The sequence below is a fragment of the Halostagnicola alkaliphila genome, from assembly GCF_055379965.1.
The window spans coordinates 2384577-2407198 of sequence record NZ_AP043826.1 but is presented as its reverse complement, the minus strand read 5'-3'; the positions used below and the strand labels follow the sequence as shown (position 1 = coordinate 2407198).

The 22622-nt window shown below is 60.9% G+C and carries 25 protein-coding genes, 1 tRNA gene and 1 pseudogene; 13 read left to right on the top strand and 14 right to left on the bottom strand.

Translation table 11 applies throughout. From position 1 onward, the window contains the following. Positions 1-360: 360 nt before the first annotated feature. From ACZ5C7_RS17310 to ACZ5C7_RS17285, 6 genes are all read right to left on the bottom strand, one after another. Entirely contained in the window at positions 361-942 is a 582-nt protein-coding gene (locus ACZ5C7_RS17310) for a DUF7110 family protein (protein WP_464377523.1), read from the bottom strand. Between the two features lie 145 nt (positions 943-1087). Continuing rightward, positions 1088-1429 (bottom strand): glutaredoxin family protein, encoded by a 342-nt coding sequence (locus ACZ5C7_RS17305; RefSeq protein WP_464377522.1) that lies wholly within the window; start codon positions 1427-1429, stop codon positions 1088-1090. A 211-nt stretch (positions 1430-1640) separates the two neighbouring features. Beyond that, positions 1641-2108 carry a DUF6691 family protein gene (locus tag ACZ5C7_RS17300; RefSeq protein WP_464377521.1) on the bottom strand — a complete coding sequence of 156 codons (468 nt, stop codon included), beginning with the start codon at positions 2106-2108 and terminating at the stop codon, positions 1641-1643. Continuing rightward, complete coding sequence (locus ACZ5C7_RS17295; protein WP_464377520.1) at positions 2105-2608, bottom strand: YeeE/YedE family protein; 504 nt, start codon at positions 2606-2608, stop codon at positions 2105-2107. The genes ACZ5C7_RS17300 and ACZ5C7_RS17295 overlap by 4 nt, the downstream gene beginning before the upstream one ends. 147 nt (positions 2609-2755) lie before the next feature. Next, a complete protein-coding gene (locus tag ACZ5C7_RS17290; RefSeq protein WP_464377519.1) occupies positions 2756-3553 on the bottom strand; it encodes a M14 family metallopeptidase in 798 nt (265 codons plus the stop codon). A gap of 226 nt (positions 3554-3779) precedes the next feature. Further along, positions 3780-4262 (bottom strand): DUF309 domain-containing protein, encoded by a 483-nt coding sequence (locus tag ACZ5C7_RS17285; protein ID WP_464377518.1) that lies wholly within the window; start codon positions 4260-4262, stop codon positions 3780-3782. A gap of 435 nt (positions 4263-4697) precedes the next feature. On the opposite strand from ACZ5C7_RS17285, the gene ACZ5C7_RS17280 reads away from it, so the two are divergent. Continuing rightward, positions 4698-4780: transfer RNA gene (locus tag ACZ5C7_RS17280), tRNA-Leu, on the top strand. Between the two features lie 245 nt (positions 4781-5025). Here the strand turns inward: ACZ5C7_RS17280 and ACZ5C7_RS17275 are convergent. Beyond that, a complete protein-coding gene (locus ACZ5C7_RS17275) occupies positions 5026-5793 on the bottom strand; it encodes an SDR family NAD(P)-dependent oxidoreductase (protein WP_464377517.1) in 768 nt (255 codons plus the stop codon). Between the two features lie 89 nt (positions 5794-5882). On the opposite strand from ACZ5C7_RS17275, the gene ACZ5C7_RS17270 reads away from it, so the two are divergent. The 6 genes from ACZ5C7_RS17270 to ACZ5C7_RS17245 all read left to right on the top strand — a co-directional run bounded on the left by ACZ5C7_RS17270 (position 5883) and on the right by ACZ5C7_RS17245 (position 11552). Further along, positions 5883-6686: an inositol monophosphatase family protein gene (locus ACZ5C7_RS17270; protein ID WP_464377516.1), complete on the top strand. Its 804-nt coding sequence runs from the start codon at positions 5883-5885 to the stop codon at positions 6684-6686. Positions 6687-6783: 97 nt separating this feature from the next. Next, positions 6784-7905 (top strand): DUF63 family protein, encoded by a 1122-nt coding sequence (locus ACZ5C7_RS17265; protein WP_464377515.1) that lies wholly within the window; start codon positions 6784-6786, stop codon positions 7903-7905. Positions 7906-8058: 153 nt separating this feature from the next. After that, positions 8059-8985, top strand: coding sequence for an NOP5/NOP56 family protein (locus ACZ5C7_RS17260; protein ID WP_464377514.1), 927 nt, complete (start codon positions 8059-8061; stop codon positions 8983-8985). Further along, positions 8978-9619 carry a fibrillarin-like rRNA/tRNA 2'-O-methyltransferase gene (locus tag ACZ5C7_RS17255; RefSeq protein WP_464377513.1) on the top strand — a complete coding sequence of 214 codons (642 nt, stop codon included), beginning with the start codon at positions 8978-8980 and terminating at the stop codon, positions 9617-9619. The genes ACZ5C7_RS17260 and ACZ5C7_RS17255 overlap by 8 nt, the downstream gene beginning before the upstream one ends. Before the next feature lie 107 nt (positions 9620-9726). Further along, on the top strand, positions 9727-10809 hold the full coding sequence (locus ACZ5C7_RS17250) for a glutamate--cysteine ligase (protein WP_464377512.1): 1083 nt from the start codon (positions 9727-9729) through the stop codon (positions 10807-10809). 83 nt (positions 10810-10892) lie between these two features. Further along, positions 10893-11552 carry a helix-turn-helix domain-containing protein gene (locus ACZ5C7_RS17245; protein ID WP_464377511.1) on the top strand — a complete coding sequence of 220 codons (660 nt, stop codon included), beginning with the start codon at positions 10893-10895 and terminating at the stop codon, positions 11550-11552. A 145-nt stretch (positions 11553-11697) separates the two neighbouring features. On the opposite strand, the gene ACZ5C7_RS17240 is transcribed toward ACZ5C7_RS17245, so the two are convergent. Next, positions 11698-12870: a M24 family metallopeptidase gene (locus tag ACZ5C7_RS17240; protein WP_464377510.1), complete on the bottom strand. Its 1173-nt coding sequence runs from the start codon at positions 12868-12870 to the stop codon at positions 11698-11700. Between the two features lie 198 nt (positions 12871-13068). On the opposite strand from ACZ5C7_RS17240, the pseudogene ACZ5C7_RS17235 reads away from it, so the two are divergent. Next, positions 13069-13293 (top strand): annotated as a pseudogene (locus ACZ5C7_RS17235) (IS5/IS1182 family transposase); the annotation flags it as partial. Positions 13294-13384: 91 nt separating this feature from the next. On the opposite strand, the gene ACZ5C7_RS17230 reads toward ACZ5C7_RS17235, so the two are convergent. Together ACZ5C7_RS17230 and ACZ5C7_RS17225 are read right to left on the bottom strand one after the other, a co-directional pair. Beyond that, positions 13385-13942 (bottom strand): dihydrofolate reductase family protein, encoded by a 558-nt coding sequence (locus tag ACZ5C7_RS17230; protein WP_464377509.1) that lies wholly within the window; start codon positions 13940-13942, stop codon positions 13385-13387. 251 nt (positions 13943-14193) lie between these two features. After that, positions 14194-15174: a tyrosine--tRNA ligase gene (locus ACZ5C7_RS17225; protein WP_464377508.1), complete on the bottom strand. Its 981-nt coding sequence runs from the start codon at positions 15172-15174 to the stop codon at positions 14194-14196. A 320-nt stretch (positions 15175-15494) separates the two neighbouring features. Between ACZ5C7_RS17225 and ACZ5C7_RS17220 the strand changes: the two genes are divergently transcribed. Together ACZ5C7_RS17220 and ACZ5C7_RS17215 are read left to right on the top strand one after the other, a co-directional pair. Next, the gene (locus ACZ5C7_RS17220; RefSeq protein WP_464377507.1) at positions 15495-17894 is read left to right on the top strand and encodes an MEDS domain-containing protein; all 2400 of its coding nucleotides are present in this window, start codon (positions 15495-15497) and stop codon (positions 17892-17894) included. 224 nt (positions 17895-18118) lie between these two features. Continuing rightward, complete coding sequence (locus ACZ5C7_RS17215; RefSeq protein WP_464377506.1) at positions 18119-18688, top strand: SPW repeat domain-containing protein; 570 nt, start codon at positions 18119-18121, stop codon at positions 18686-18688. Between the two features lie 13 nt (positions 18689-18701). On the opposite strand, the gene ACZ5C7_RS17210 is transcribed toward ACZ5C7_RS17215, so the two are convergent. Further along, complete coding sequence (locus ACZ5C7_RS17210) at positions 18702-18947, bottom strand: hypothetical protein (protein WP_464377505.1); 246 nt, start codon at positions 18945-18947, stop codon at positions 18702-18704. Positions 18948-19074: 127 nt separating this feature from the next. Here ACZ5C7_RS17210 and ACZ5C7_RS17205 point away from each other — a divergent pair, with 127 nt between their 5' ends. The 3 genes from ACZ5C7_RS17205 to ACZ5C7_RS17195 all read left to right on the top strand — a co-directional run bounded on the left by ACZ5C7_RS17205 (position 19075) and on the right by ACZ5C7_RS17195 (position 20333). Next, entirely contained in the window at positions 19075-19626 is a 552-nt protein-coding gene (locus ACZ5C7_RS17205; RefSeq protein WP_464377504.1) for a hypothetical protein, read from the top strand. 120 nt (positions 19627-19746) lie between these two features. Beyond that, positions 19747-20136 (top strand): nuclear transport factor 2 family protein, encoded by a 390-nt coding sequence (locus ACZ5C7_RS17200; RefSeq protein WP_464377503.1) that lies wholly within the window; start codon positions 19747-19749, stop codon positions 20134-20136. Next, positions 20133-20333, top strand: a complete 201-nt coding sequence (locus ACZ5C7_RS17195) for a hypothetical protein (RefSeq protein ID WP_464377502.1) — start codon at positions 20133-20135, stop codon at positions 20331-20333. The genes ACZ5C7_RS17200 and ACZ5C7_RS17195 overlap by 4 nt, the downstream gene beginning before the upstream one ends. 63 nt (positions 20334-20396) lie before the next feature. Here ACZ5C7_RS17195 and ACZ5C7_RS17190 read toward each other — a convergent pair whose 3' ends face one another. The 3 genes from ACZ5C7_RS17190 to ACZ5C7_RS17180 form a co-directional block, all read right to left on the bottom strand. After that, positions 20397-20732, bottom strand: coding sequence for a DUF7344 domain-containing protein (locus ACZ5C7_RS17190; RefSeq protein WP_464377501.1), 336 nt, complete (start codon positions 20730-20732; stop codon positions 20397-20399). Between the two features lie 118 nt (positions 20733-20850). Continuing rightward, on the bottom strand, positions 20851-21807 hold the full coding sequence (locus tag ACZ5C7_RS17185; protein WP_464377500.1) for a zinc-dependent metalloprotease: 957 nt from the start codon (positions 21805-21807) through the stop codon (positions 20851-20853). 57 nt (positions 21808-21864) lie between these two features. Next, positions 21865-22170, bottom strand: coding sequence for a hypothetical protein (locus ACZ5C7_RS17180; RefSeq protein ID WP_464377499.1), 306 nt, complete (start codon positions 22168-22170; stop codon positions 21865-21867). Positions 22171-22622: the final 452 nt, after the last annotated feature.

Sequence of the window (22622 nt, the reverse complement as noted above, 5' to 3'; positions counted from 1 at the left end):
ATAGTGTGTGCCAGCCCGGTTGGAAAGCGACCGAATCGGCTCGGCACCATCGCCGTAATTGTGCGATTATCACCGGCTGTGAACGATGTGAAGTCGAGAGGCCGCTATTCACGTCTGTCCAAGTATTTCCGGGGCCCCGTAAGTGTGATGGGCTTGCATCGTCGTGGTGATTCGTGAGAAGTGGCGGTCATGCTCGAACGATCGGTATCGACTCGTTGTTGGGTTCGACGAATCGATGTCGGATTCACCCACTTCGTCGGGTTTCGACACGTCCCAGTCCTCGAGCGACACGACGCCGAGTCGCTCGAGTGGACCTACTTATCACTACCCGAATCGGCTCTCCTGGAAAAAGCGGTCGTCTTAGTCGCTAATAAATTTATTATCTCGCCAGTTGACGCCCGTCTGGGCGGCTTTCCGGTCTCCCGGTCCTTCCACAACTTCGACGTCCGCAGGGCGCGGCTCGCCGTCGACGATCCGGGTCGCCTCGAGGTCGCCGTCGTGTTCGGAAATCGCGGTCAGCGTGCCCTTCTCCGCAGCCTGGGCGATATCACAGAGCACGAGGAACATCTCGTACTGTAACAACGAGTTCTGGAGGACCGTCTCGCGGTCGCCTTTGAACGCGGCGAACTCGACGAGTTCGGATTCGATCTCGTCCTCTTCTTCCTCGTCCCAGCGGAAGGAGTTACGTCGCTCCTCCGGGTCCTCTTCGTAGACCCGGTTTTCGGTTACGCTGGCTTTGAGCTGGGCGGCGGGCGTGTACTTGCTCACCGATTCGTCTTCGGAGACGGCCTTGAGTATGAGCGTGTTGTTCCGACGTGTGAGTTCGACATCGGTTACGCCGTCTGGATAGACCGCCTCGTCCAGATGGTCGCGAAGATCTTCGAGTGGCAATTCGAGGGTCGAGTGGAGCCGATAGACGTGTCGTGAATCCTCTGTTGACATGGTGGGAAGGTGTGCCGGCGATAGTCGCTGGTTGCTAGTACGGGAGCGTGCCATATATGACCTGCTATTATATACGGACACATCGAGCCCGTACCAATGTACTTATCCGTCCAATACGCGCTTTAGGCCACAGTGAGTGGCGATCTCAGGCGTTGAGCGTCTCTGCCAGTTCGTCGCGTTCCTCGAGTTCGGTAAGGATGTCGGAGCCGCCGACGAACTCGCCGTCGACGAACGTCTGTGGGATGGTCTCCCAGTCGCTGCGTTCCTCGAGTGCCGCCCGGTACTCGCCGAGCGAATCGAGGACGTCGACCGTCTCGAACTCGTCGCGGTGCTCGCTGATGAGACCCAGTGCACTTCGGGAGTACCCACACTGGGGCATCAGTTCCGTTCCTTTCATGAACAGAACGACCTCGTTTTCTGCGAGGGTTTCTTCGACGTGCTCGTCGACTTCGTCCTGATCGTGGCCCTGGTTTGGTGGGAATTCCATACCGCATCATACGAGAGTGTATCAGATAGGCCTTGCGTCATTATCCAGCGCTGACCGGCCAGCGTTCGAGCAACGATCCGTTCTGTCGGTTGGTAGTTTGTGCAAGCGGAGTAGCCGTGCTGTCGGGGGGCATACCCACAGGTGAGAACGCTCCGTCTACGCTGTCGTCGCCGATTCGGTAATTCGATAGCTGACCGCGAAAACGGGATGGTCAGTCAGCGGTCGTCGGGGAGGATGCGGTGTCGGCGCTCGAGGAACGCCAAAAGCCCTGCGCGTACGCGCCGATGAACATCCCCGCGATACCCCAGAGGATCGCGTAGTTTCCGATCCCGAGGCTGGCGTAGGCCGCGCCGGGACAGATCCCCGAGAGACCCCAGCCGACGCCGAAGATGCCGCCGCCGATGACGACGTTCTTGTCGAGGGTCTTGAGCCGCCTGCCGTACGACGCGCCGGTCATCGGTGCCCTGCCGAGCAGTCGCGGTGCCGTAAAAAAGACGATTCCGGTCACGACGGCGGCACCGCCCATGACGAACAGCAGACCGAAGTCCTCGAACAGCAAGAACGAGAGGACGACCTCCGGCTGTGCCATCTGGCTTAGGCCGAGGCCGAACCCGAAGATCAGCCCGCCGACGAACACCAGCGGCATGAACAGCGGGTGTTGGTCGTGTTCGGCGCTCATGGCAGGCCGGCCACCCCCACGGCCTGAACCAGCTGTGCGGTTCCGATCGCGATCAGGAGGAAGGTTGCGACGCCGACGAACGACGTCCCGGAAACCGATCCGACGCCACAGACGCCGTGGCCGGAGGTACACCCCTTCCCGACTCGAGTCCCGACTCCGATGAGGACGCCGCCGATCAGCAGTCGCCACCACTCGACCTCGGTCACCCAGACGCCCTCTTGCGGTGAGAGCGTGACGGCGTAGACGGCTGCACCGGCGACGATACCGAGCGTAAAGACGACTCGCCAGTCCCGGGACGGCCGATACTGTTGGAATCGAGAGAGATTTGATGTGTACGATAGCGTCGACTCGAGAAACGTGCTTGCACCAGCCGGTATCGCCGTGCCGAGGTAGATCACCGCGACCCCGAGCCCGACGAGCAACCCGCCCGCCGCGTAGTGGCCGATTCCGTTCGGGAACGGATCCGAAAGGAGCGCCACGAATAACGGTAGTTCACTCATTACTCTCGAGAAAGCAGTCAGCGGGTATCAATGTGACACCCGCGGGGAAACTTGTGTGTAACTCGGTTGGCTGCAGGATGGTTCGGCTGGTCGCGGTCCCACCGTTACGCGGCGGCGGGTAGCGACGGTCCGCTGCCCGGCGATCCGTCAGTCCGCGGTCGCCTGCGAAGAGAGGACGTCGAGCTTCTCGGCGGTGTAGCCGAAGACGTCACGATAGCCGTTGGCCGACATGAGAACGGGATAAAACGATTCGTCGGCGACCTGCTTCTCGCCGTCCGCAGCCGCGAAGGAGTCGCCTTCGTCGACCCGAGTGAAGTTATCGACGAACACCTCGTACGTATCGGCCTGGTCCTTCCAGATGCAGTCGACGAGTCGGTAAACGGGGAGTTCGCGACTGAGCCTATCGCCCGGAAGCGCGCCGGTCGCGGTGAGGAACGCTCGCGTGAGGCTGTAGGCGTTTTCCGCCGCCGTTTCGCTGCCCTGGAGCCCGCACTCGACTTCGATCGTGTCGATCTCGGTGAAGAGCCGCCCTTCGGAGAAGTTCCCGGTTTCGACCATCGCCGCGACGGGCAGTTGCGGGCAGAGCTCTCTGGCGGTTTCGGTAACGCTCTTGACGATCGCGAAGGGTTCGCTGTGACTCTGCGTCGAGTGCATCGAGAAGGTAAAACACCCCTCGAGTTCGTCGGTGAGTTCGGCTGCCAATCGTCCCTCGTGTGTCTCCGCCTTCGGATCGCCGGGGAACGCACGATTCAAATCCTCGTCGACGTAGCGCACCTGCTGTTCGAGCGCTCGTTCGTTGGCGACGACGAGCTTGACGGGCCGTTCGACGGCCGGCCGTTGCTCGAGCAGTCGCTCGACGGCTCTCACGCCGCAGGGCTCGTCGCCGTGAACGCCGGCGAGGATCGCCAACTCCGGCGTTCCCGACCCGATCTGTGCAACTCTCATTACCGGATATAGGTCGGTCAGCCTCAAAGGCAATTCGGTTAGGAGCGAAGCGCGGTATCGAGTAGCACAACGCGGCTATGTCCCGATGTGGACCCGTCCCATCGAGTGACAAGTCATTGCTTCGTGGACAATAAGCGCCAGTACAGTTCCTCGAGACGGAGATTTTTCACTCGACGACTACCGTCTCGTCGACCCGATCAGTTAGGTACTCGAACCGGACGTCCCATTACTCGAGGGCGTCGGCGTACGCAAAATCGACGTCGCGGGCCGCCGGTTTCGTGTCGTCGAGTCGAATCTGCCAGCCGTCGATCCGTTCGGGGTCCTCGAGCGCGTTGGTCAGGACGGTGCGAACGTCAAGCAGGTCGACGCCGTAGTAGTCTCGAGGGACTCCCTGCAGGTACTCGAGCGCCGTTCGAAACAGCGAGCGCATGCCGTCGTCGTCCCGGAAATCGACGTGTTTGTACGCCCCGGCGGCGACCTGAACCATTCCGTGGAGGAACGCGCTCTCGGTTCGTCCGCTGCCGTAGTTGTACCACTCGGCTTCGAAGCAATCGTGACTCTCGTGGTAGGCGTTCGAGTTGAACAGTCGCACGCCGTGGATCGTCGCTCGCCAAAGCGTTCCGTGTTCCCAGCGGCTGTCTTCCTCGAGCCAGCCCGGGGGGTTTCCCGCGGGCGGCCCGACCGTCGGATCGTTCGTGTGCTCGTCCATGCGGACACTAGCCCGGCCAGCGAAATATCGGTTCGGGTGGGCTCCTCGAGCGTCGTTGGGCCCCTCGAGCGTCAATTGGGCTCGTATCCTCCTCGAGGAAGACACCTAACAAAACGGCCATTGTACTTATCCGCACCCCATCGCTATCTCCGAGTAATGCAACAGCCGTACGGTCGTTGTGAGGACTGTGGTGAGCGTCTCTACGAACACATCGAAGGTGGGTACAACTGTACAAACTGTGGCGAGCGCTACAGTGAAGGTTTCTTCGACACTGACTCCGGAGCGTCGAAAGCCGCAGTGTCGGGTCACTGAGCACCGCGGAGACTTCAGTATTGCTTCGACGGAGTGAGTTTTTGATCGGAATCCTGCGAACCGACTCGAGTCACCGCGGAATCGCAGGGTATTCAAACAAGAGTCTCCAACAGTGGCGTGTGTGCGAGGGTAGCCAAGCGGTCAACGGCGACGGACTCAAGATCCGTTCGTGTAGACGTTCGTGGGTTCAATTCCCTCCCCTCGCATCACGCGAGCGCAACTACCGCGCAATTTCGTAGGTAGCGCCGTGATGCGGTAGTTCGCCACGCACGATGCGGAAGATCAGCACGAAGCGATCTTCCCTCGCAAACTTACTACTGAACCAATCCTCGAGCGATAGCGACGACTTTCGAGTAAAATCGTGAAGTCTGTCGAGAGAGCTGGGCGAAATATCGGCCGAGAGAAGCGAGTCCAGTGTACCGGATCGCTCCGTTGGATACGGGAACTGCACTTACCGCGCGGTCCAGCCGCCGTCCGCCGCCAGACACTCGCCGGTCACGTAGCTCGCAGCGTCGCTGGCGAGAAAGACGACCGGACCCGCGATCTCTTCGGGCGAGGCGAAACGCTCGAGCGGGGTTCGATCCAGAATCGACCGTCGAAGTCGTTCGTTCGACTCGAGTTCCTCGGTCAGATCCGTCGAGACGTACCCCGGCGCGACGGCGTTGACTCTCACTTCGGGAGCCCAGTCGAGCGCCATACTTTTGGTCAGGCCGACGAGGCCGTGTTTGGAAGCGACGTACGGATGCTGTCTGGGAAGCCCGACGAGCCCGCCGACGCTCGCGATATTGATCACCGATCCGCCGTCGCTCTCGAGGAGCGACTCGGCCGCGGCGGTCGTCACCTCGAACGCGCCGCTGAGGTTGACTTCGAGGACGTTCTCGAGGCTTTCCGTCGAAATTTCCTGGGGGCGGCCGAGCGCGTCGTCCGGGTTGAACCCGGCGTTGTTGACGACGATATCGATGCCGCCGAACTCGGCTTCGGTGCGGTCGATCACCGCCGAAACCGCGTCCGGATCGGTTACGTCGGCGTCGGCGGCCATCGCGGTACCGCCGCTGGATTGGATTTTCTCGGCGACGGCATCGACTTCCGCGGTCGTTCGAGCGGTCGGAACGACCGTCGCTCCCGCGGCGGCTAACTCGAGTGCGATCGCTTTGCCGATACCGCGTCCGCCGCCCGTTACAATTGCGACTCGCCCCTCGAGATCGAATGCTCCTGTCATGCGTTGTCTCAGATCCGTTGTCTCAATCCTGAAGCGCGGGAGCCATCAAACCACCACAACTTTTCGTTGCCAGCCCCGATACTCGAGTAATGGACGTACTCGAGCGGGCCGACGACAGAGCTGACTGTGCACTCCGTGCAGCCAGAGCGGGCGCTTCTATCGCCGAAGATTCGTTTCGAACCACACTCGACGTCGAAACGAAAGACGGGAAGACGGACGTCGTCACGCAGGCCGACCGCGACGCACAGGTCGCCGTGATCGAGACGATTCGGGAAGAGTTCCCCGACGATGCTGTCGTCGGTGAGGAAGACGGCGAACTCAAGGAAGTTCCCGAATCCGGTCCCGCCTGGATCGTCGATCCGATCGACGGAACGAACAACTACGTTCGCGGCCTCCGCGTGTTCGGGACCGCTGTTGCGGCGGTCATCGACGGCGAACCGATCGCCGGAGCGACCGTCCTCCCGGCGCTCGAGGATACGTACCGCGTGGGCCCGGAAGGCGTCTTCCGAAACGACCAACCGATCTCGGTCAGCGAGACGGCGGATCCCGAAGCGGCCACCGTTTGCCCGACCTTCTGGTGGAACTTCGACCAGCGCGACCAGTACGCCGCCGCGAATCGAGAGGTCGTCGAACGCTTCGGCGACATGCGCCGGTTCGGCTGTGCCCAGGCGACGCTCGCGATGGTCGCCTGTGGCGGCCTTGACGGGACAATGACGAACCTGCCGACCAACGCCTGGGATACCGTTGCTGGGGTCAAGATGATCCGAGAGGCGGGCGGTATCGTCACCGATCTCGAGGGCGAGCGGTGGAGACACGACAGCGTGGGGCTCGTGGCCTCTAACGGGGAGATTCACGACGAACTGCTCGAGGCGACGCAAGCGATCGACGGCTGAGTGCAGGACTCGAGGCGGTCTCTCGTTTCGAATCGGCCGGTTTCAGCGCGTACGAGAAACCGGAAACGGTAAGCGGTCGCCGCCACGGATATCGGTCATGGACGACTTCATCGAGCGGTTCGGTCCGGAACACGTCTGGGCCGCGACCGTCGCTATCCTCGCTTCCGCGGTCGCACTGCTGGCGTTTCTCTTTCCGCAGCGAGTGTACGTCGACATCATCTGGCACTATTACTGGGGACCGGTGGTCGCCGACGCCCACGGCTGGAACTGCGTCGCGTGGGCCGGTGGTGAACAACTCGAGTGTGCGGCCGGCACGGAGGGGCCGACGGCGTCGCCGGGGTACACCTGGCAGTCGTACGCGGGCTATATTCCGACGCTCATTCTCGGCGTCATCGGCATCATCTTCCTGATCAAGCGCCTCGATATCGACCGCTATCGGGCCGGCTTCTACGGGCTGTTTCCGTTCATGCTCTTCGGCGGTGCGCTGCGCGTCGTCGAAGACGCGAACGTCGCGGCCTACAGAGACACCGGGGAACTCGCGATCGAACTGCCGTGGTCCGGATTTCTCATCAGTCCGCTAATATACTTCGTCGTCTTCATCGTCGCCGCGATTGCGGTCGCCGTCTCGGTGTGGCTCGAGCGAAACGACTACGTCTCGGGCTATGAGTACCCCCTCGCGGGGATCGGGACGGTGCTACTCGTGGTGACCGTCGGGTATCTCGGCTACCTCACGGCAACTGAGCCGTACGCGACGTTCTACGGGTGGCTCCTGGTCGTCACGCTGGTCGGCGCGACCGTCGCGACCGGGATTACCTGGTTGCTGATCCAGACGTTCATACCCGGAATCAACCGCGGGACGGAGTACATGGGACTCGTCGTCATCTGGGCACACGCCGTCGACGGCGTCGCAAACGTCATCGGGCTCGACTGGGCGACCGCGTTCGGGCATGCGAACAATCTCGTTCCCAAACACCCCGTCAACGCCTGGATCGTCGACACGACGGGTGCGCTGTTACCCGCAGATATCGTCGCGGTGACCGGTGAAGCCTGGCCGTTCCTCCTTGTCAAACTGGCCGCCGCCGTCTTCGTCATCTGGATCTTCGACGAAACGGTCTTCGAGGATAGCCCGCGCTACGCCATCTTGCTCATGATCACCGTCGTCGCCGTCGGACTCGGGCCCGGGACCCGTGACATGCTTCGAGCGACGTTCGGGGTCTGATTCGATCTCGAGGCGTTTTCCGGACGGTTCGCTCGAGCAAACGTCGGGCGGCCACGGGACTTTTTTCGATCTGCTCGCGTTCGAGTGACTCTCTCCTGAGCTGTGACGGCTCCGAACGGGGCCTTTAATCGCACGCGGCGGAAACGGGCACGTATGACTACGACAGCGGGATGGTTCGCGGCCGTCGCATCCGATCCCGACGCGAGCGATGACGCACTCGCTGCCACGATACGCGAGGGGAACGCGAGCGAACCGGATTCCTGGCCCGAACGGGCGGTTGAAGCGGGCGTTGTCGAGGACGAGAACGCGTACTACGACCTGCTTCATCGAGCGACGATGGCCGCGACTCGAGCGGCTGTCACCGAGCGCGAGCGGGCCGACGACAGCCAGTTGATCCACGCGATCCGCGCGATGGACGACTGTCAACGAACCGCAAACGAGCTGGCAGAACGGGTTGCGGAGTGGGGCGGAACGCTCGATCCCGACGCCGGAACGGGAATCGAGTACGCTCGAGAACTCGCAAATTCGGAGCCGGAGCCGGGAGAAACGGCGGTCGTCTCGCTGGCCGAGCAAGTCGCCCAACTCGAGGAGGAGGCCGGACGATTGGGCGAGTACATCGAACAAACGATGCCGACCGTCGCGCCGAATCTGACCGCGCTCGCCGGGCCGGTCCTCGGTGCGAGACTGATCTCGCTGGCTGGCGGGCTCGAGCCCCTGGCGAAGAAACCGAGCGGAACCGTGCAGGTGCTGGGTGCCGAAGACGCGCTCTTTGCCCACCTCCGCGGGCACGCTCCGTCACCAAAACACGGCATCATCTACATGCACGACGGCGTACGCAAGACGCCGATGGAGAATCGCGGCTCGGCGGCGCGAGCGCTCGCGGGTAAGGTTTCCATCGGTGCGCGAGTCGATCACTACTCGGGAGAGTATCGTCCAGACCTCGAGGCCGAACTGACCGAGCGCCTGGAGACGATTCGGGCTCGAACCGGCGACGAGTACGACGGCGGGAACGAGGGCAGTGATGCGGTCGCCGATACTGATGGGGGCGAGGATGCAAACGGAGGGGAAACGGATGAGTGAACTCCCCGACGGCGTCGAACGCCGACAGGTCGACGGTGAGGAACGCCTCGCAACCCAGGGGGAACCGGTCTACGGCGAACCGACCGAAGACGAGTGGCGCGCGTGGGACCCCCATCGGTCGAAATTGGGGGCGATGCTCGAACTGGGAATGGATCACGGGCTCGAGGGCGAGGAAACGGTGCTCTACCTCGGCGCTGCCAGCGGAACGACGGTGAGCCACGTCGCGGACTTCTCGGGACCGACCTACGCCGTGGAGTTCGCCCCGCGGCCCGCTCGAGACCTCCTTTCGGCCGCCGAATCACGACCGCGTTTGTTCCCGCTGTTGAAAGACGCTCGCAAACCGGAAACGTACGCTCACGTCGTCGAGTCCGATGTCGACGTGATCGTACAGGACGTCGCGACTCGAGGACAGGCTCGAGTGGCACTCGAGAACCAGCAGTTCCTGGCCGAGGACGGACGCCTATTACTTGCGGTCAAGGCTAGGAGCGAGGACGTGACGCGCGACCCTGCGGACGTGTTCGAGGACGTTCGCGAGGAGCTGACTGCGGGTTCGGACGGCTACGAGATTCTCGAAACCGAACGACTGGACGACTATCATGCGGACCACCTCGCGATCGTTGCGCAGCTCCGGTAACGAAGCGTTTCTTTAGGAAACACCGTCTCGAGGGTGACGAGTGTCGACCGCCGAGAGCGCTTCCGAGTCCAAACCGTATTTACCACCGGGGACGAAACCCATTGACGATGGAACGCGGGTCGTCAGAATCGTTCACACGGATGGGCACACTGGGCATCGAAGAGGAATGTTTCGTCGTCGACGGCGACGGACGGCCCACGAGCGGGACGGACGAACTCGTCTACGAGCACGACCCGCCCGAAATTCTCGAGGGTCGACTCGATCACGAACTGTTCAAGTTCGTCATCGAAACCCAGACGCCGCTGATCGAACGCCCCGAGGACGCCCGAAACGCGCTTCTGGAGATTCGACAAGCACTCGTCGAGTACGCCGAGACACACGGCTACCAGATCGCCGCCGCGGGACTGCATCCGCTTGCAAAGTGGCGCGAACTCGAGCACGCCGAGAAGCCGCGATACCAGTCGCAACTCGATCGAATTCAGTACCCACAACACCGGAATACGACCGCTGGGGTTCACGTTCACGTCGGCGTCGACGACGCCGACAAGGCGGTCTGGATCGCGAACGAACTGCGCTGGTACGTCCCGATCATGCTCGCGCTCTCGGCGAACTCGCCGTACTGGAACGGGTTCGACACCGGTCTCGAGTCGGCGCGGGCGAAGATCTTCGAAGCCCTGCCGAACACGGGTATGCCGACCCACTTCGAGGACTACGAGGCCTTCGACAGGTTCGAGCGGCGAATGCTCGAGACCGACTCGATCCGGGATCGAGGCGAACTGTGGTACGATGTCCGACCGCACACAGAGCACGGAACGGTCGAGATTCGAACGCCGGACGGGCAAGCCAATCCCGCCGTCGTTCTAGCGTTTGTCGAATACTGCCACGCGTTGGTCGAAGCGCTAGCCGAGGAGTACGAAGACGGGACGACGGGAGAACGTCACCGACGCGAACTCTTAGACGAGAACAAGTGGCGCGCGATCCGGAACGGCCACGACGCGACGTTTATCGACCGAGACCTCGAGGGAACCGTCGGGCTCGGGGAGGTCGTCGACCGGGAGTGCGAACGCCTCGGCATCGACGGCATCAAAGACGTCTACGACGCCCCCAGCGGGGCGGAGACCCAACGTCGACTGCGCCGGACCGAAGGGGAAGATGCGCTGTGTGAGTCGCTGCTTCTCGAGGCCGAGTGAGCGGAGATCGGTTTGCGAACGAGTCGCTCACCCGCAGCAAAGCTTTAACATTGCGGACAACTTTGTCCCCGACGAGAGGACACATGGCTTCAGACGAGATCGACGAGCACCAGCCAGATGGTCCGGACGACCGAGCGGACGGTCCGAACGATTCATCCGAGACTGGCGAACGAATGCGCGAAACGGCGGCTGACGAGGTCGACCAGCGGATCGTCGATCTCCTCTCGTGGATCCTCGATACGGAGACACGAGCGAAGATCTACGTCTACCTGCTGGCGAATCCAGGGAGTACCTCCGAAGAAGTCGCCAAGGGGACCGGCCTCTATCCGAGTACCGTCCGGGAAGCACTCGCGGAACTCCACGACGAGGACCGCGTCATCCGTGAAAAACGCGCCAGCGAAGGTGCGGGGAACAACCCCTACGAGTACACGGCGATCCAGCCGAGCGACCTCGTCGGCGGCGTCGTCGATCAGGTCCAACAGGAACTAAACACCATCTTCACGCTCGACAGACTGCTCGATCGAGATGGCCAGCGGGATCTCGAGGACGATGAAGACGCCGAACCCGTCACGATCACGGTCGACGAGGACGACGTGGCCGCGCTCGAAGGAGAGTTCGAGAACGGTGAAAGCGACGGCGCAGCGGCCGAAGACGCCTCGGAAACGGATTCCGAGACGGATGACTCCACCTCTAAGGACACCGACTCGTCGGCTGATGACGCGTCAGATTCGGGTTCAGAATAGTTGCCTGGGCGATAGTACCGTCGTTCGGGTTGGTGTCCCGAGAACAGGTCTCGTCGACTGCAACGACTCAGTTTTGTCGGTTGACACACCGTCGTTTCACAACTCATTGATCTCCGGAACTTCGGTTGACACTTGTCGCTGTAAGTCACTCGTCGTGAATGCCGAGAATTCCCGGTCGCTCGAGTTCGAGATCGCGGTCGACGGCTCGAGCGGCCACGGTCGGCCACTGCCCCGTAGTCGTCAGCGGTTCGAATTCATCCTCGGTAACGAGGACTGTTCCTTCGCTTTTTGCACCCTGTACGGTCGGGTTCCAGGCGTAGGCCATCGGCGCTCGCACGGCCGCCTCGTGGTCGGGCGTGGCGATCCACTCGCGACCGGCGAAGCCGGCGGCACCGCCCTGATGGTGGAGTTTCCACTCGCCGTCCCAGCCGACATCGTCGTAGGCGTGCCGGATTACGTCGAAGACGTCGCCCGCCGTTGCGGTCGGCTCCGGTGTTTCGGTTGCGGTTTCCGGGCCGCCGTTTGTGACGGCCGGGTCTGCGTTCGTAATCTCCGGATTTTTGGTTGCGAGTTCTTGCGTGGCCGCGAGCGCCGTCGTCTCGACTCGAGTCGCGGCCGCGTGGCGGTCCTCGAGCCACGTCGGCGGATCGAACGCGACGGTTCTGGTACAACTCGCGTGCAAGCCGTCTCGCTGGGCGGTCACCGAGACGAGCGCGTAGTCGCCCAGCTCCTCGCGTTTCGGCGTGTAGTGGCGATATTCCGTCGCGCGTTCGGAGCCGCCGACGAGGATGACGGGCGCCTCGATCTCTCGAGCCGAGAGCGCGACTCGGAGCGCGGAGGCGACTTCGTGTTCGGTGTCCTCGCTGCGGAGTTCGTGACAGACGGATTCGACCGCGGCGGCGGTTTCGGCCCCGAGGTTCCGGTATCGCTCGCGGTCTTGGTCGGTCAACGGCTGGCGAAGCGCCGTCGGGTCGACCCGTTCGAACCACGGGACGTCGATATCCGCCGCGGCGTTTTCCCCCGCGTACTCCGTGAGTGCGTCCTCGAGGGACGTTTCGTGCCACGGAAACCGTTCGACTGCAGGCGGTTCTTCGAGGTCGGGACACTCCTCCTCGAGGATGCGGTCGGCTTCGATGTTGTCGGTGAGCAGCGTCAGTTCGTCGCCGTCGTAACCGATTGCCGCGACCCCTGCGTCCGCGGCCCGGTCGACCACGTTCGAGCCGCCGGTGAGCCAGGTGAACGAATTCGGGCGGGCGAACCAGACCGATGTGAGGTCGCGCGCCTCGAGGTAGTCGCCGAGTCGCTCGAGTTTCTCCATGCCGGGTGCTGGCGTGGATGGGTCTTGAATGCGACGAAGCCACTCGTTTGGTCGGTTCGTATCTTTCTCCGCTAAACCGATTCGGGCAGGAGTACAATACGGAGTCGGTAGTTGCTCGTTCGATATTGTGTCGATTCAACCGATACCCTGCTATCGCCGGCAACGGGGATGTCCGGCTCTATTGGGATCCTCCGAGAGTTACAGGTTCGTCCCGTGATCAAACATCGTGAATTCACGTCGCTTTACAAGGCACGGAACGCATGCATAGACGCTGACCTTTACGGACAGCGAACTCAACTCAGAGACGTCGACTCAACGCTCAAGCGGAAGTACGGTGCATTCGTTCGCTCACGACGCTGGTGGAAACAGTTCCGTGAACTCACCATCGCTTATCTTATTCACAATATCGACCGATCACCCTGAGCAGTCTACAGGTAGTGCCATTATCAGGGCGCCTTCGATACCCCTCCACTTGTCCGTAGTAGGAGGGATTCGATCGATTACCCTCATTGGGCTATTGCACCTCATAGGTTAGAACCGCAAAAATATCGCCGTAGTTGTCCACGTCAACCAATTTCAGGGGCGGGTTGATAATTTCGCGCGGTAATAGTGGCGCACCCGAAGCGAGCGTGACGGGAGCAACGGTGAGAATAATCTCATCGAGGAGACCGTGATCGAGGAATTGTCCGACGAGGTCACCACCGCCGACAAGCCAGACGTTCTTGCCGTCTGCGGCCTCCACCATCTCCGCATGGATGAGCGCAACGTCCCCTTGCACGAAATGGATGTTTGCGCCCTCGACCGCCGGTAATTCTCGACTGCTAAACACCCACGCCGGAACCTCGTACGGCCACTTTTCGGGGTTCTCCGAGAGGTTTTCTTGCTCAATGATCGACTCGTAGGTCGTCGATCCCATGGTCAGGGCACCGACCTGATCGATGAATTGCAGGTAGTCGTCCTGTACCCCCTCAATCTCCTCGATCTCACCGAACTGGAAGAGCCAGTCGAGTGAGTTTTCCTCGTCGGCGAGATACCCGTCGATGCTCGTTGCTGTGTAATATTGGGTCTTCATCTTTGTAGCCGCCGTTTAGAAGGGCCACGGCGACATAAATTCGTCATTGTTTGAACGGGCTAGGACGCGTCAATGGGTACGACTTCCAAGCCGTTCGACCACTTCGTGATCGAAGACCGCGCACAGTTTTTATCGGGGTTCGATCGAACTCCGATCCAGCGTGCGCCGCCGCACGGAGTGTGACCGTTTCAGAGCGGGTGCTATTCGTTCCTGTTCCGCTGAAAAGTGATTTGTACGTCTCGAGCGATTTCTCAGGACCGGATCTCGCGGAGCTTCTCCCGGCCCGGCGCGATCAGTTCGTCGAGGTAGCTCGCGAGGGTCCGCTTCGCGTCCGCGGGGTGGAGTTCACCGGACTCGAGGTCCGCCTCGAGGGCCTCGTAACTCTCGTAGCTGATGTCGCCGCCGTACTCGTCGGGTCGTTCGACGACGACTTCCTCGAAGCGGGGGAAGACGTGGTACTCGAACAGTTCGAGGACCGGGTTCTCGAGGTCGCCTTCCGGATCGGCCGTCGGCGGACAGAATGCGGAGTTGACCTTGTCCTCGAGTTCGTCCGTCGAGTCCTCCATCGAAATCGTGACGCCCTCGCTCGAGGACATCTTGCCTTCGCCCGAGGTGAGGTCGGCGACGATCGGGGTGTGGAGACACGGCCGGACGTCGTAACCCAGTTCCGGCAACTCCTCGCGGGCGAGCATGTGGACCTTTCGCTGGTCGATTCCCCCCACAGCGAGGTCGAGGTCGAGGTACTCGATGTCGAGCGTCTGCATCAGCGGGTAGACGACGTGGCTCACCTTCGCCGTCTCGCCGCCCTGAATCTCTGCCATCGCGCGCTGGGCGCGATTCAGCGTTGTCTCGAGCTCTAGGGTGTGCAAATCCAGCGTGTACTCCTCGTCGAGCTGGAACTCCGAGCCGTAGACGAACTCGGTCTGGTCTTCCTCGAGACCGTAGGCCAGAAACTGCGCGCGCATCTGTTCGGCCGTGTCACGGATCTCCTCGAACGTTCCCTTGCCGTTGAGATAGGCGTGGACGTCCGCGAGCAAGACGACGACCTCGAGGCCGGCCTCCTGCAAGTCGATCAGTTTGTTCGCGGTCAGTAAGTGCCCGAGGTGGAGTACACCGGAGGGTTCGTACCCGACGTAGGCGCGCTTGCCATCCGGATCGGCAGCTAACTCGCGCACCTCCTCGTCGGTGACGACCTCCTCGGCGTTTCGCATAATCAGCTCGTAAGCGTCCATACGTGGACGCAACCGGGGCAGGGATTTATGCGTTCTTGAACGATGCCACCTATTCTGACACCGGATGAAAGACAAGTTTAAAGGACTATTTGGCAGGTAGGGGAGCTCACTATCCAATTTTAGTAACCAAAGAGGACGGTCCACCCCGAGACTTTTACGTATCCCTCCGTTGACTTCGTAGTACGTAATCGCCCTCTGGATTATAGCGGAACCTGACCGAACACGTCTTCATAGGGTGTCTACAGCAGCAATTCCCGCCGCATCTGCTGATATTGTTGCAGAGTACTGTTGTGTTTCGGCGGACTCGCCCGACACCACCCATGAGCAAAATTCAGCCACACACGAAAACGGACGAACTGACGGCCCAGAGCGGGCTCGAAGCCCTACAAGCGAGTCCCGACTTTCGGGGGCCTGTCGAATCCTCGAGATACCACGACTCGAACGACCATCTCGCCCTCGTCTATGAATCCCGTGACGAACAGCTCCAGACAGCAATTTCGTTCATCCAACAGGGGCTAGAGCGCGGAGAGCGGTGCCTGTACATCACCGACGAGAACAGCAAGGCGGCGATCAAAGCGGCGATGGAAACTGCAGGAATCGATGCCGAAGCGGCAATAGAGTCGGGCGCGCTCACGATCGATACCGCTGCAAACTCATATCTAGAAAACGGGGCGTTCGATCCGGACGAGATGCTTTCGGTTCTCTCAACGGCGATAGACGAAGCCAGTGATGCGTACAACGGCTTCCGAATTACCGGCGAGATGACGTGGGTCCTCGGTGATCAGACAGAACTCGAGGACCTTATCGAGTACGAAACGAAACTCAATCAGTTCTTTCCGCAGGCGAACGCAATCGCACTCTGCCAGTACAGTCGCGAACAGTTTTCCCCCGAGACGATTCAGGATATCATCAAGACTCATCCCTACGTCGTCCAGCGACGGACGATCTGTGAGAATTTCTACTATACGCCGCCTGCCGACTTTTTCGGCGCGGAAACGACCGAAAACACCGTTGACCGGATGATGGAGACGCTGTACGATCGGTCGACGGCGAAAAACGAACTGAAAGAACGCCAGCAGTCTCTCCACGAGCAAAATGAGATCATGGCGGATTCGACGCAGAGTTTCGAAGAAAAACTACACGCGTTGTTCGACCTCGGCTGTGAGCGCTTCGATCTCGATTTCGGCGGCTTGGCTCGCGTCGAGCCCGAAACCGATACGTTCGAACTCGAGTACACGAACGCCACGGGGGACGAGTTCGAGCCCGGTCTCGAGATGCCGCTTTCGGAGACGTTCTGTCCCGCGGTGATCGACCAATCCGGCGTCACGGCCGTAACCGATCCATCACTGGCCGATTTCGACGATACTACCGCCTACCAAGAATGCGGGCTATCAGCGTATCTCGGCACGTACCTGGAGTTCGATATGACGGCAAATCGGACGTTCTTTTTCGTTTCTCAAGATTCGAAAGAGGAGTCGTTCAGCGACGACGAACGGACGTTTCATCGGTTGCTGAGTCAGTGGGTTAAATACGAACTCGAACAGGAGAAACGCGAGCGCCACCAGCGAACGCTGTACGAAATCGCTGCGGATACCGATCGAACGTTCGAGGAGAAACTAGACGCGATTTTCGAACTGGGTTGCGAGCGCTTCGACCTCGATGTCGGCTGTATCGCTCGGACCGACAAACCGAACGATACGCTGGAAATCGAGTTGACGAGCGAAGCCGAGGGACGGATCCTTCCCGAGGAGGAAGTCCCGCTCTCGGAAGCGTACTGTCAGTCGATAGTGGACGGTCGAGAGACAGTCAGCGTCACGGATCCGATAGGCGACGGGTTCGAGGATACCGCCGCATACGACGAATACGGGATCGAGACCTATCTCGGAACGCGAATCGAACTCGAAGCGTGTCAGAACAGGACCCTCTTTTTCGTCTCCGACGAGGAGCGATCGCGGGATTTCTCCGCCGCCGAACGAACCTTCCTCCACCTGATGGGCCAATGGATCAAATACGAACTCGAGCACAAACACCGGGAAGAGGATCTCAAAGAGTCGAACGAACGACTCGAACAGTTCGCCTACGCGGCGTCTCACGATCTACAGGAGCCGCTCCGGATGGTCTCGAGTTACCTCGAGTTAATCGACCGGCGCTACGGCGAGCAACTGGACGACACCGGCGAGGAGTTCCTCGAGTTCGCCGTCGACGGAGCCGACCGCATGCGAGAAATGATCGATGCGTTGCTGACCTACTCTCGGGTGGAAACCCACGGAAACACCTTCGAACCGGTCGAGATGGACGACGTCCTCGAAGCGGTTCGTGAGAGTCTACAGATCCAAATCAAAGAGCAGAACGCGGAGATCACTACAGAGGCGCTTCCTCGTGTGAAAGGGGACTCGAGTCAGCTCCAACAGGTCGTCCAGAACCTGCTGAGTAACGCGATCAAGTACAATGGCGAGGGACCGCCTCGGATACACGTGTCTGCCGAGCAACACGGCCGAAAGACGATTATTTCGGTCCACGACGATGGTATCGGGATCGATTCCGACCACACGGACCGAATCTTCGACGTGTTCGACCGACTGCACAGCCGCGGGGAGTACGCGGGCACCGGTATCGGCCTCGCTATCTGCGAACGGATCATCGAACGCCACGGTGGCGAGATCTGGGTGGAGTCCGAACCCGGCGAGGGATCGACGTTTTCGTTTTCGCTGACAACCTGAGGCGACGTGATTCGGCCCGCCGAATTACCTGTCATCGCACTCGCGTTTGATCCGAACGAAAAGCGGGAGATCCGCCCACTGAATTGACTCGAGATACCAGCACCGACTGAAACGTTCGCTAGTTACTTCTCGAAGCGGTAACACGGTATTACCGCGGACGACGACGCGCACACGATTGGAACGGTCGTCGTCGCTTTTGGGAATCGTCTCGAATCGCGAAGCCGATGAGCGACCCAAGTCCCAACGACGACGACGAGACGAGCGTGAGTTCGGATCACCGGGCCGGAGACGAGTTTACCGACGACGATATCGGCGCGGACGATCGAATCAAATCCGACGAACGAACGACGAACGCCGCGCAGGTCGATGCGGGTGGAGATCCGCGAAACGAGTCCACGCAGATCGCGAACGAAGAGCGCCGGAGAAACACGGCGTTCGTCAGCGGTATCGTCGCCGTGATCGGTGCCTGGGTTGCGCTTTCCGTGCTCGTCTACGACGTCACGACGGCCTCGCTGTGGAACAACGTCGCCGTCGGTGCCGTCGTTTTCCTCGCCGCGGGCTACAACTACTACCGGTTATCGAACGATATCCCGCTGAGTACCGGTATCGCGACGCTCGTCGCCCTCCTCGGCATCTGGCTGATCGTCGCAGCGGCGCTGCTCGAGATGACGATGGGAATATTCTGGAGTACCGCCGTCTCGGGACTGCTCATCGCGGGACTGGCCGGATACAACGCATACGAGTCTCGTGAAGCGACGACTGTCGCGACCGACCCCGATACCGGGACGCGGTGAGGAGTGTTCGTCCTCACCGGGAACTCGACGACTCGAGTTGTCGAAGCCGGTAGGCTGCGGCGTGGTGTCCGGTTGCGACGACTGCGAAGGCGACCATCGCAACCGCGAACGCGATCGCGAGCGTCGGAGAAATGCCGTTAATGTAACTATTGCCGAGTTGGCCGAAAGCGAGGACAACCGGACCGATCGAGATGAGCGAGCATTCGATCGGCGATTCGCGAAACAGTTCGGGATAACTGATTGTTTCAGACCGGACCATAATTCAAACAGGGGTTACGATTGTTGAGGGGCGGGTTGTCGTATTCTTTTTGGTTCGATCGTCAGCAGTTCGAACCGGCTTCGATCGGACCGATACGTTCTTTCTTTGTGCCCCCCAATCTCCGGTTATGCGGATCCGTGAGTTTAAAGACGTACTCGAGGACGTCACCGATCACAGCGCCGATCCGGAAGACTGGCGCGCTGTCGCCGGCGACCGCGCTGGCGGGGTCGGCGAAGACATGTATCTCGCCCACCCGAACGCGGGAGTGTTCTTCCTGAAGACGTACGCGAAGAATCCCTTCGAGGTCCACGGCGTTGGAACTCGAGTTGCTCGAAGCCTCGACGACGAAATCGGTTCGTTCCTCCCCGAACGAAAAAGCGGCGGCCGGTTTGCCGTCCAATCTCCACCCGAGGACGAGGATCACGCCGAGTCCGTCGCGAAACGACTCGAGACGGTCGTCGAAACTCACGCGGACGCGCCGACGACCGCGGAAGATTTCTTCGACGATATGATGGACGCCCTCGAGAGTCCGGCCTTCGGCCCCATGGCGTACGATCAGTACGATCGACCGGACGAACTCGACGGGCTCGCAGACCAGTTCGACGAGGCGGAGAAGCTATTGAACGAGGAACTCGACGACCTCATCGAGGCCGACGAGGTCGACCGCGGATTCATGTGATCGCACAGAAACTCCGGGGCGCTTTCTCTCCGGCCACTGGACTGCGCCCGCCCACACTCTCTCGATTGGCGGTGCCGAGCCGCCGGAGAGGCTTTGTGTACTGATCTCGAGCACCTATACATGAACGTCGAGGAAACGATTCGCGAGTACTACGAGACGTTGCGCCGTGGCGGGAAACTACACCCGTATTTCCTCGAAGGGGAGTCGACGACGAAGTTCGGGGTGAGCGAGGCGCTGTTCGGCTACGACGACGTCACCGATGCGCTTCGCGAACAGACCGAATCGACCGCGGAGTGGACCGTCGAGAGCCAACACCTCGTCGTCGACGACCGGGGCGAGTACGCTACCTTCGCCGACGAGGTGACCCTCGCGTGGACCGATACGCAAAGCGGGGAGCGGTGGCGCTTTGACACGCGCTGGAGCGGAACGCTTGAGCGACAGGACTCGGATGACGATCGGGACGACTGGAAATTCCGAACGATGCACGTCAGCGCCCCGCAGCAACTGTGAGACGACGGAATACCGCCGCGAGCGATCTGTCGGACGACAATCGGCTGCTGGTCGGTTTCGTCTGTCTCGTCGGGGCTTCCGGTGGATTGATGGCGATTTTCGGCGACGGGTCTCCGCTCGTCGTGGGAGGAGCGACGCTCGGCGGTCTCCTGGTCGGGAGCTGTCTGCTCTGGTATCTTCGATGGATCCTTCGGTAGTCGGCGAGGAGTGGAGTGAATGCCGACTCGAGAGGAGCACTAGTAGACCGACTCCGGCCCTCCTCACTCTTCGCTTGGCTGTTCGATGAGTCGCGCGATCGTCACGACCGTCTTGAACTCCGAGGGCTGGCCGCGGACTCTCACGACGCCGTCCTCGGGAACGTACTCGATGAACTCGACGTTGCTCGCCTTCGGAAGATGCAGGTGTTGTAACTCGAGTTTGACCTCTCGTAGAAAGTCGTCGGGAACGTCCGACGGCTGCGTGTTCGTCTCCCAGGATGCGACCGTCTCGAGGAGTTCTTCGACCGATATTTCACCGCCCTGATCCTTTAAATGATAGAGGGCGTACCGTCGGCGTTCGTCACTGAGAAGATCGAAGACCGTATCGAGCGAAACCATTAGTGTCTAGTGGCATCCGATAGCTATAGCTGTCTCGGGCGCGCTCAACCCTCGAGCGCGGTTCTGAGCAACACCCGTAGAGCGCCTCGAGTGGAAATCACGATTCTCTCGACAGCGATTAGCGCTCGACTCGCCGGACCCAGGTTCCCGGAGAGTCCAGTTCGTCGTGGGTCGGGAGGTTCTCCGGCCGTTCCCAGACCAGGCTCGCGGTCTCGAGGTCCCGAATTCGAACGACCTGTTCGAAGAAGTTCTTCCCGCGTTCGTACTGTCGTTGCTTGAGTCCGAGTCCGAGCAGCCGCCGGAGCAACTGCTGGAGCGGCCCGCGACCCTGTCTGCGCGCGTCGAGCTTTCGGCGCAGGTCTTCGTACTCGTCGTCGAACGCGTGGTCCATCAGCAACTCCGCGTAGCCCTCGACGACGGTCATCGCGGCGTCTAAGTCCCGAAACGCGGCCTTGTTGAAGCTTCCCTCTGCGAGCGCGTCGATCCCGTCTTCCATGCGACTCTCGAGGTGGTCCGAAAGCCACGGTGCGGCGCCGAACTCCGCGGCGTGTGTCACCTCGTGGAACGCGATCCAGCGCCGGAACCTGTCGGCGTCGACGTCGAGAACCTCGGCCGCGTTGAGGATGTTGGGCCTGACGAAGTAAAGAGCGTGATCGTCGGTGGGTCTATCGGCGAGCAACAACGGGTCGTACTGGCCGAGAACGTTTCGTCCGAGAAAAGACAACAACACCGTCATCGTCCCCGTGTTAATCGTTCGGGCGACGCCCGGAAACACTTCGGTGTGGTTCTCTACCGGTGCCATCACCCGCTCGAAGGTGGCGACGTTGGCGTCGATCCAGTGGTGGCGGTTCTGGATCTCGATGGTCTCGGGGACATCGAAATCAGCTCCCGAAACCTCGCGAACACCCGCTCTGGCCTCGCGGACATCTTGGGCGTAGGCGTCGCGTTCGCCGGGTGCGAGATCCAGCGATCCGGGATCGGTTGCAGCCTTGGCGGCGTCGGCGGCGGATTGCCAGTCGACTGCATCGTCACCGGAGGCCCCGGCAACCGCCCGGGCGCTGCGATAAAGATTCATAGCCGAACTAGGACGAGCGGACGCAAAAGCGTTCGGCTCGGTCGCTGTCTGCGGAACTCAGTTGACGATGACGTCCGGTTCTTCGCGTTGTTCGAACTCGTCTTCGCCGTCGTCGCCGCGGAACTTCTTCAGGGCGACGCCGATGCCGACGAGGAGGGCAAGTCCGACGAGAACGCCGATGGCTCCCTTGCCGCTCGAGTCGTCTTCGGCGGCCGCGTCGTCCTCGCGTTCGTCGGCTTCGCGCTCGAGGTCTTCCGTTTCGACTTTTTCGCCGAAGGGAAGCGCATCGTCGATCGTTTTCGGGCCCAGTTGGGTGTCGCCGTCCAGATGCAACTCGACGAGGGTAAACTTCTTGTTGCCCATACCATAGTCCTCCACGGGAGCGCACTTAGCCGTTGTGCTGGTCGAAGCGGAAACCGATCGGTAAAACGGACGCGAACAGGCAGACGAAAGCGGGTGTATCGCTCGCAGTGGATCGGTGAAATATTCGTTTGGATACACGACTACGTCTGCTACCGCCTGTCGACCACCCCAGATCGACTCCGGACTGATAGGGACTATTGGAGGTCATTTCCGATGCAACCACGATCGGTCTACGGGTGCACTGGTAAATCGTTACAACGGACCCTATGAGACACTGCCATCTCGTGTTGGGCTCCATTCGGGCCCCGAACAATGGTCGGTTTATCAACAGTAACTGATGCATTGACGTTTAAAATTCACTATATCCTGCAACACAGGCGCTCTATTTACTGTTTTTCTGAATCATCGCCGTTCCAGAGACGACCGGTACGATTAAGTGTCCATCAACTGCG

Coding starts and splice junctions, on each gene's coding strand:
- ACZ5C7_RS17310 (WP_464377523.1), bottom strand. CDS start 942: ATGTCAACAGAGGATTCACGACACGTCTATCGGCTCCACTCGACCCTC.
- ACZ5C7_RS17305 (WP_464377522.1), bottom strand. CDS start 1,429: ATGGAATTCCCACCAAACCAGGGCCACGATCAGGACGAAGTCGACGAG.
- ACZ5C7_RS17300 (WP_464377521.1), bottom strand. CDS start 2,108: ATGAGCGCCGAACACGACCAACACCCGCTGTTCATGCCGCTGGTGTTC.
- ACZ5C7_RS17295 (WP_464377520.1), bottom strand. CDS start 2,608: ATGAGTGAACTACCGTTATTCGTGGCGCTCCTTTCGGATCCGTTCCCG.
- ACZ5C7_RS17290 (WP_464377519.1), bottom strand. CDS start 3,553: ATGAGAGTTGCACAGATCGGGTCGGGAACGCCGGAGTTGGCGATCCTC.
- ACZ5C7_RS17285 (WP_464377518.1), bottom strand. CDS start 4,262: ATGGACGAGCACACGAACGATCCGACGGTCGGGCCGCCCGCGGGAAAC.
- ACZ5C7_RS17275 (WP_464377517.1), bottom strand. CDS start 5,793: ATGACAGGAGCATTCGATCTCGAGGGGCGAGTCGCAATTGTAACGGGC.
- ACZ5C7_RS17270 (WP_464377516.1), top strand. CDS start 5,883: ATGGACGTACTCGAGCGGGCCGACGACAGAGCTGACTGTGCACTCCGT.
- ACZ5C7_RS17265 (WP_464377515.1), top strand. CDS start 6,784: ATGGACGACTTCATCGAGCGGTTCGGTCCGGAACACGTCTGGGCCGCG.
- ACZ5C7_RS17260 (WP_464377514.1), top strand. CDS start 8,059: ATGACTACGACAGCGGGATGGTTCGCGGCCGTCGCATCCGATCCCGAC.
- ACZ5C7_RS17255 (WP_464377513.1), top strand. CDS start 8,978: ATGAGTGAACTCCCCGACGGCGTCGAACGCCGACAGGTCGACGGTGAG.
- ACZ5C7_RS17250 (WP_464377512.1), top strand. CDS start 9,727: ATGGAACGCGGGTCGTCAGAATCGTTCACACGGATGGGCACACTGGGC.
- ACZ5C7_RS17245 (WP_464377511.1), top strand. CDS start 10,893: ATGGCTTCAGACGAGATCGACGAGCACCAGCCAGATGGTCCGGACGAC.
- ACZ5C7_RS17240 (WP_464377510.1), bottom strand. CDS start 12,870: ATGGAGAAACTCGAGCGACTCGGCGACTACCTCGAGGCGCGCGACCTC.
- ACZ5C7_RS17230 (WP_464377509.1), bottom strand. CDS start 13,942: ATGAAGACCCAATATTACACAGCAACGAGCATCGACGGGTATCTCGCC.
- ACZ5C7_RS17225 (WP_464377508.1), bottom strand. CDS start 15,174: ATGGACGCTTACGAGCTGATTATGCGAAACGCCGAGGAGGTCGTCACC.
- ACZ5C7_RS17220 (WP_464377507.1), top strand. CDS start 15,495: ATGAGCAAAATTCAGCCACACACGAAAACGGACGAACTGACGGCCCAG.
- ACZ5C7_RS17215 (WP_464377506.1), top strand. CDS start 18,119: ATGAGCGACCCAAGTCCCAACGACGACGACGAGACGAGCGTGAGTTCG.
- ACZ5C7_RS17210 (WP_464377505.1), bottom strand. CDS start 18,947: ATGGTCCGGTCTGAAACAATCAGTTATCCCGAACTGTTTCGCGAATCG.
- ACZ5C7_RS17205 (WP_464377504.1), top strand. CDS start 19,075: ATGCGGATCCGTGAGTTTAAAGACGTACTCGAGGACGTCACCGATCAC.
- ACZ5C7_RS17200 (WP_464377503.1), top strand. CDS start 19,747: ATGAACGTCGAGGAAACGATTCGCGAGTACTACGAGACGTTGCGCCGT.
- ACZ5C7_RS17190 (WP_464377501.1), bottom strand. CDS start 20,732: ATGGTTTCGCTCGATACGGTCTTCGATCTTCTCAGTGACGAACGCCGA.
- ACZ5C7_RS17185 (WP_464377500.1), bottom strand. CDS start 21,807: ATGAATCTTTATCGCAGCGCCCGGGCGGTTGCCGGGGCCTCCGGTGAC.
- ACZ5C7_RS17180 (WP_464377499.1), bottom strand. CDS start 22,170: ATGGGCAACAAGAAGTTTACCCTCGTCGAGTTGCATCTGGACGGCGAC.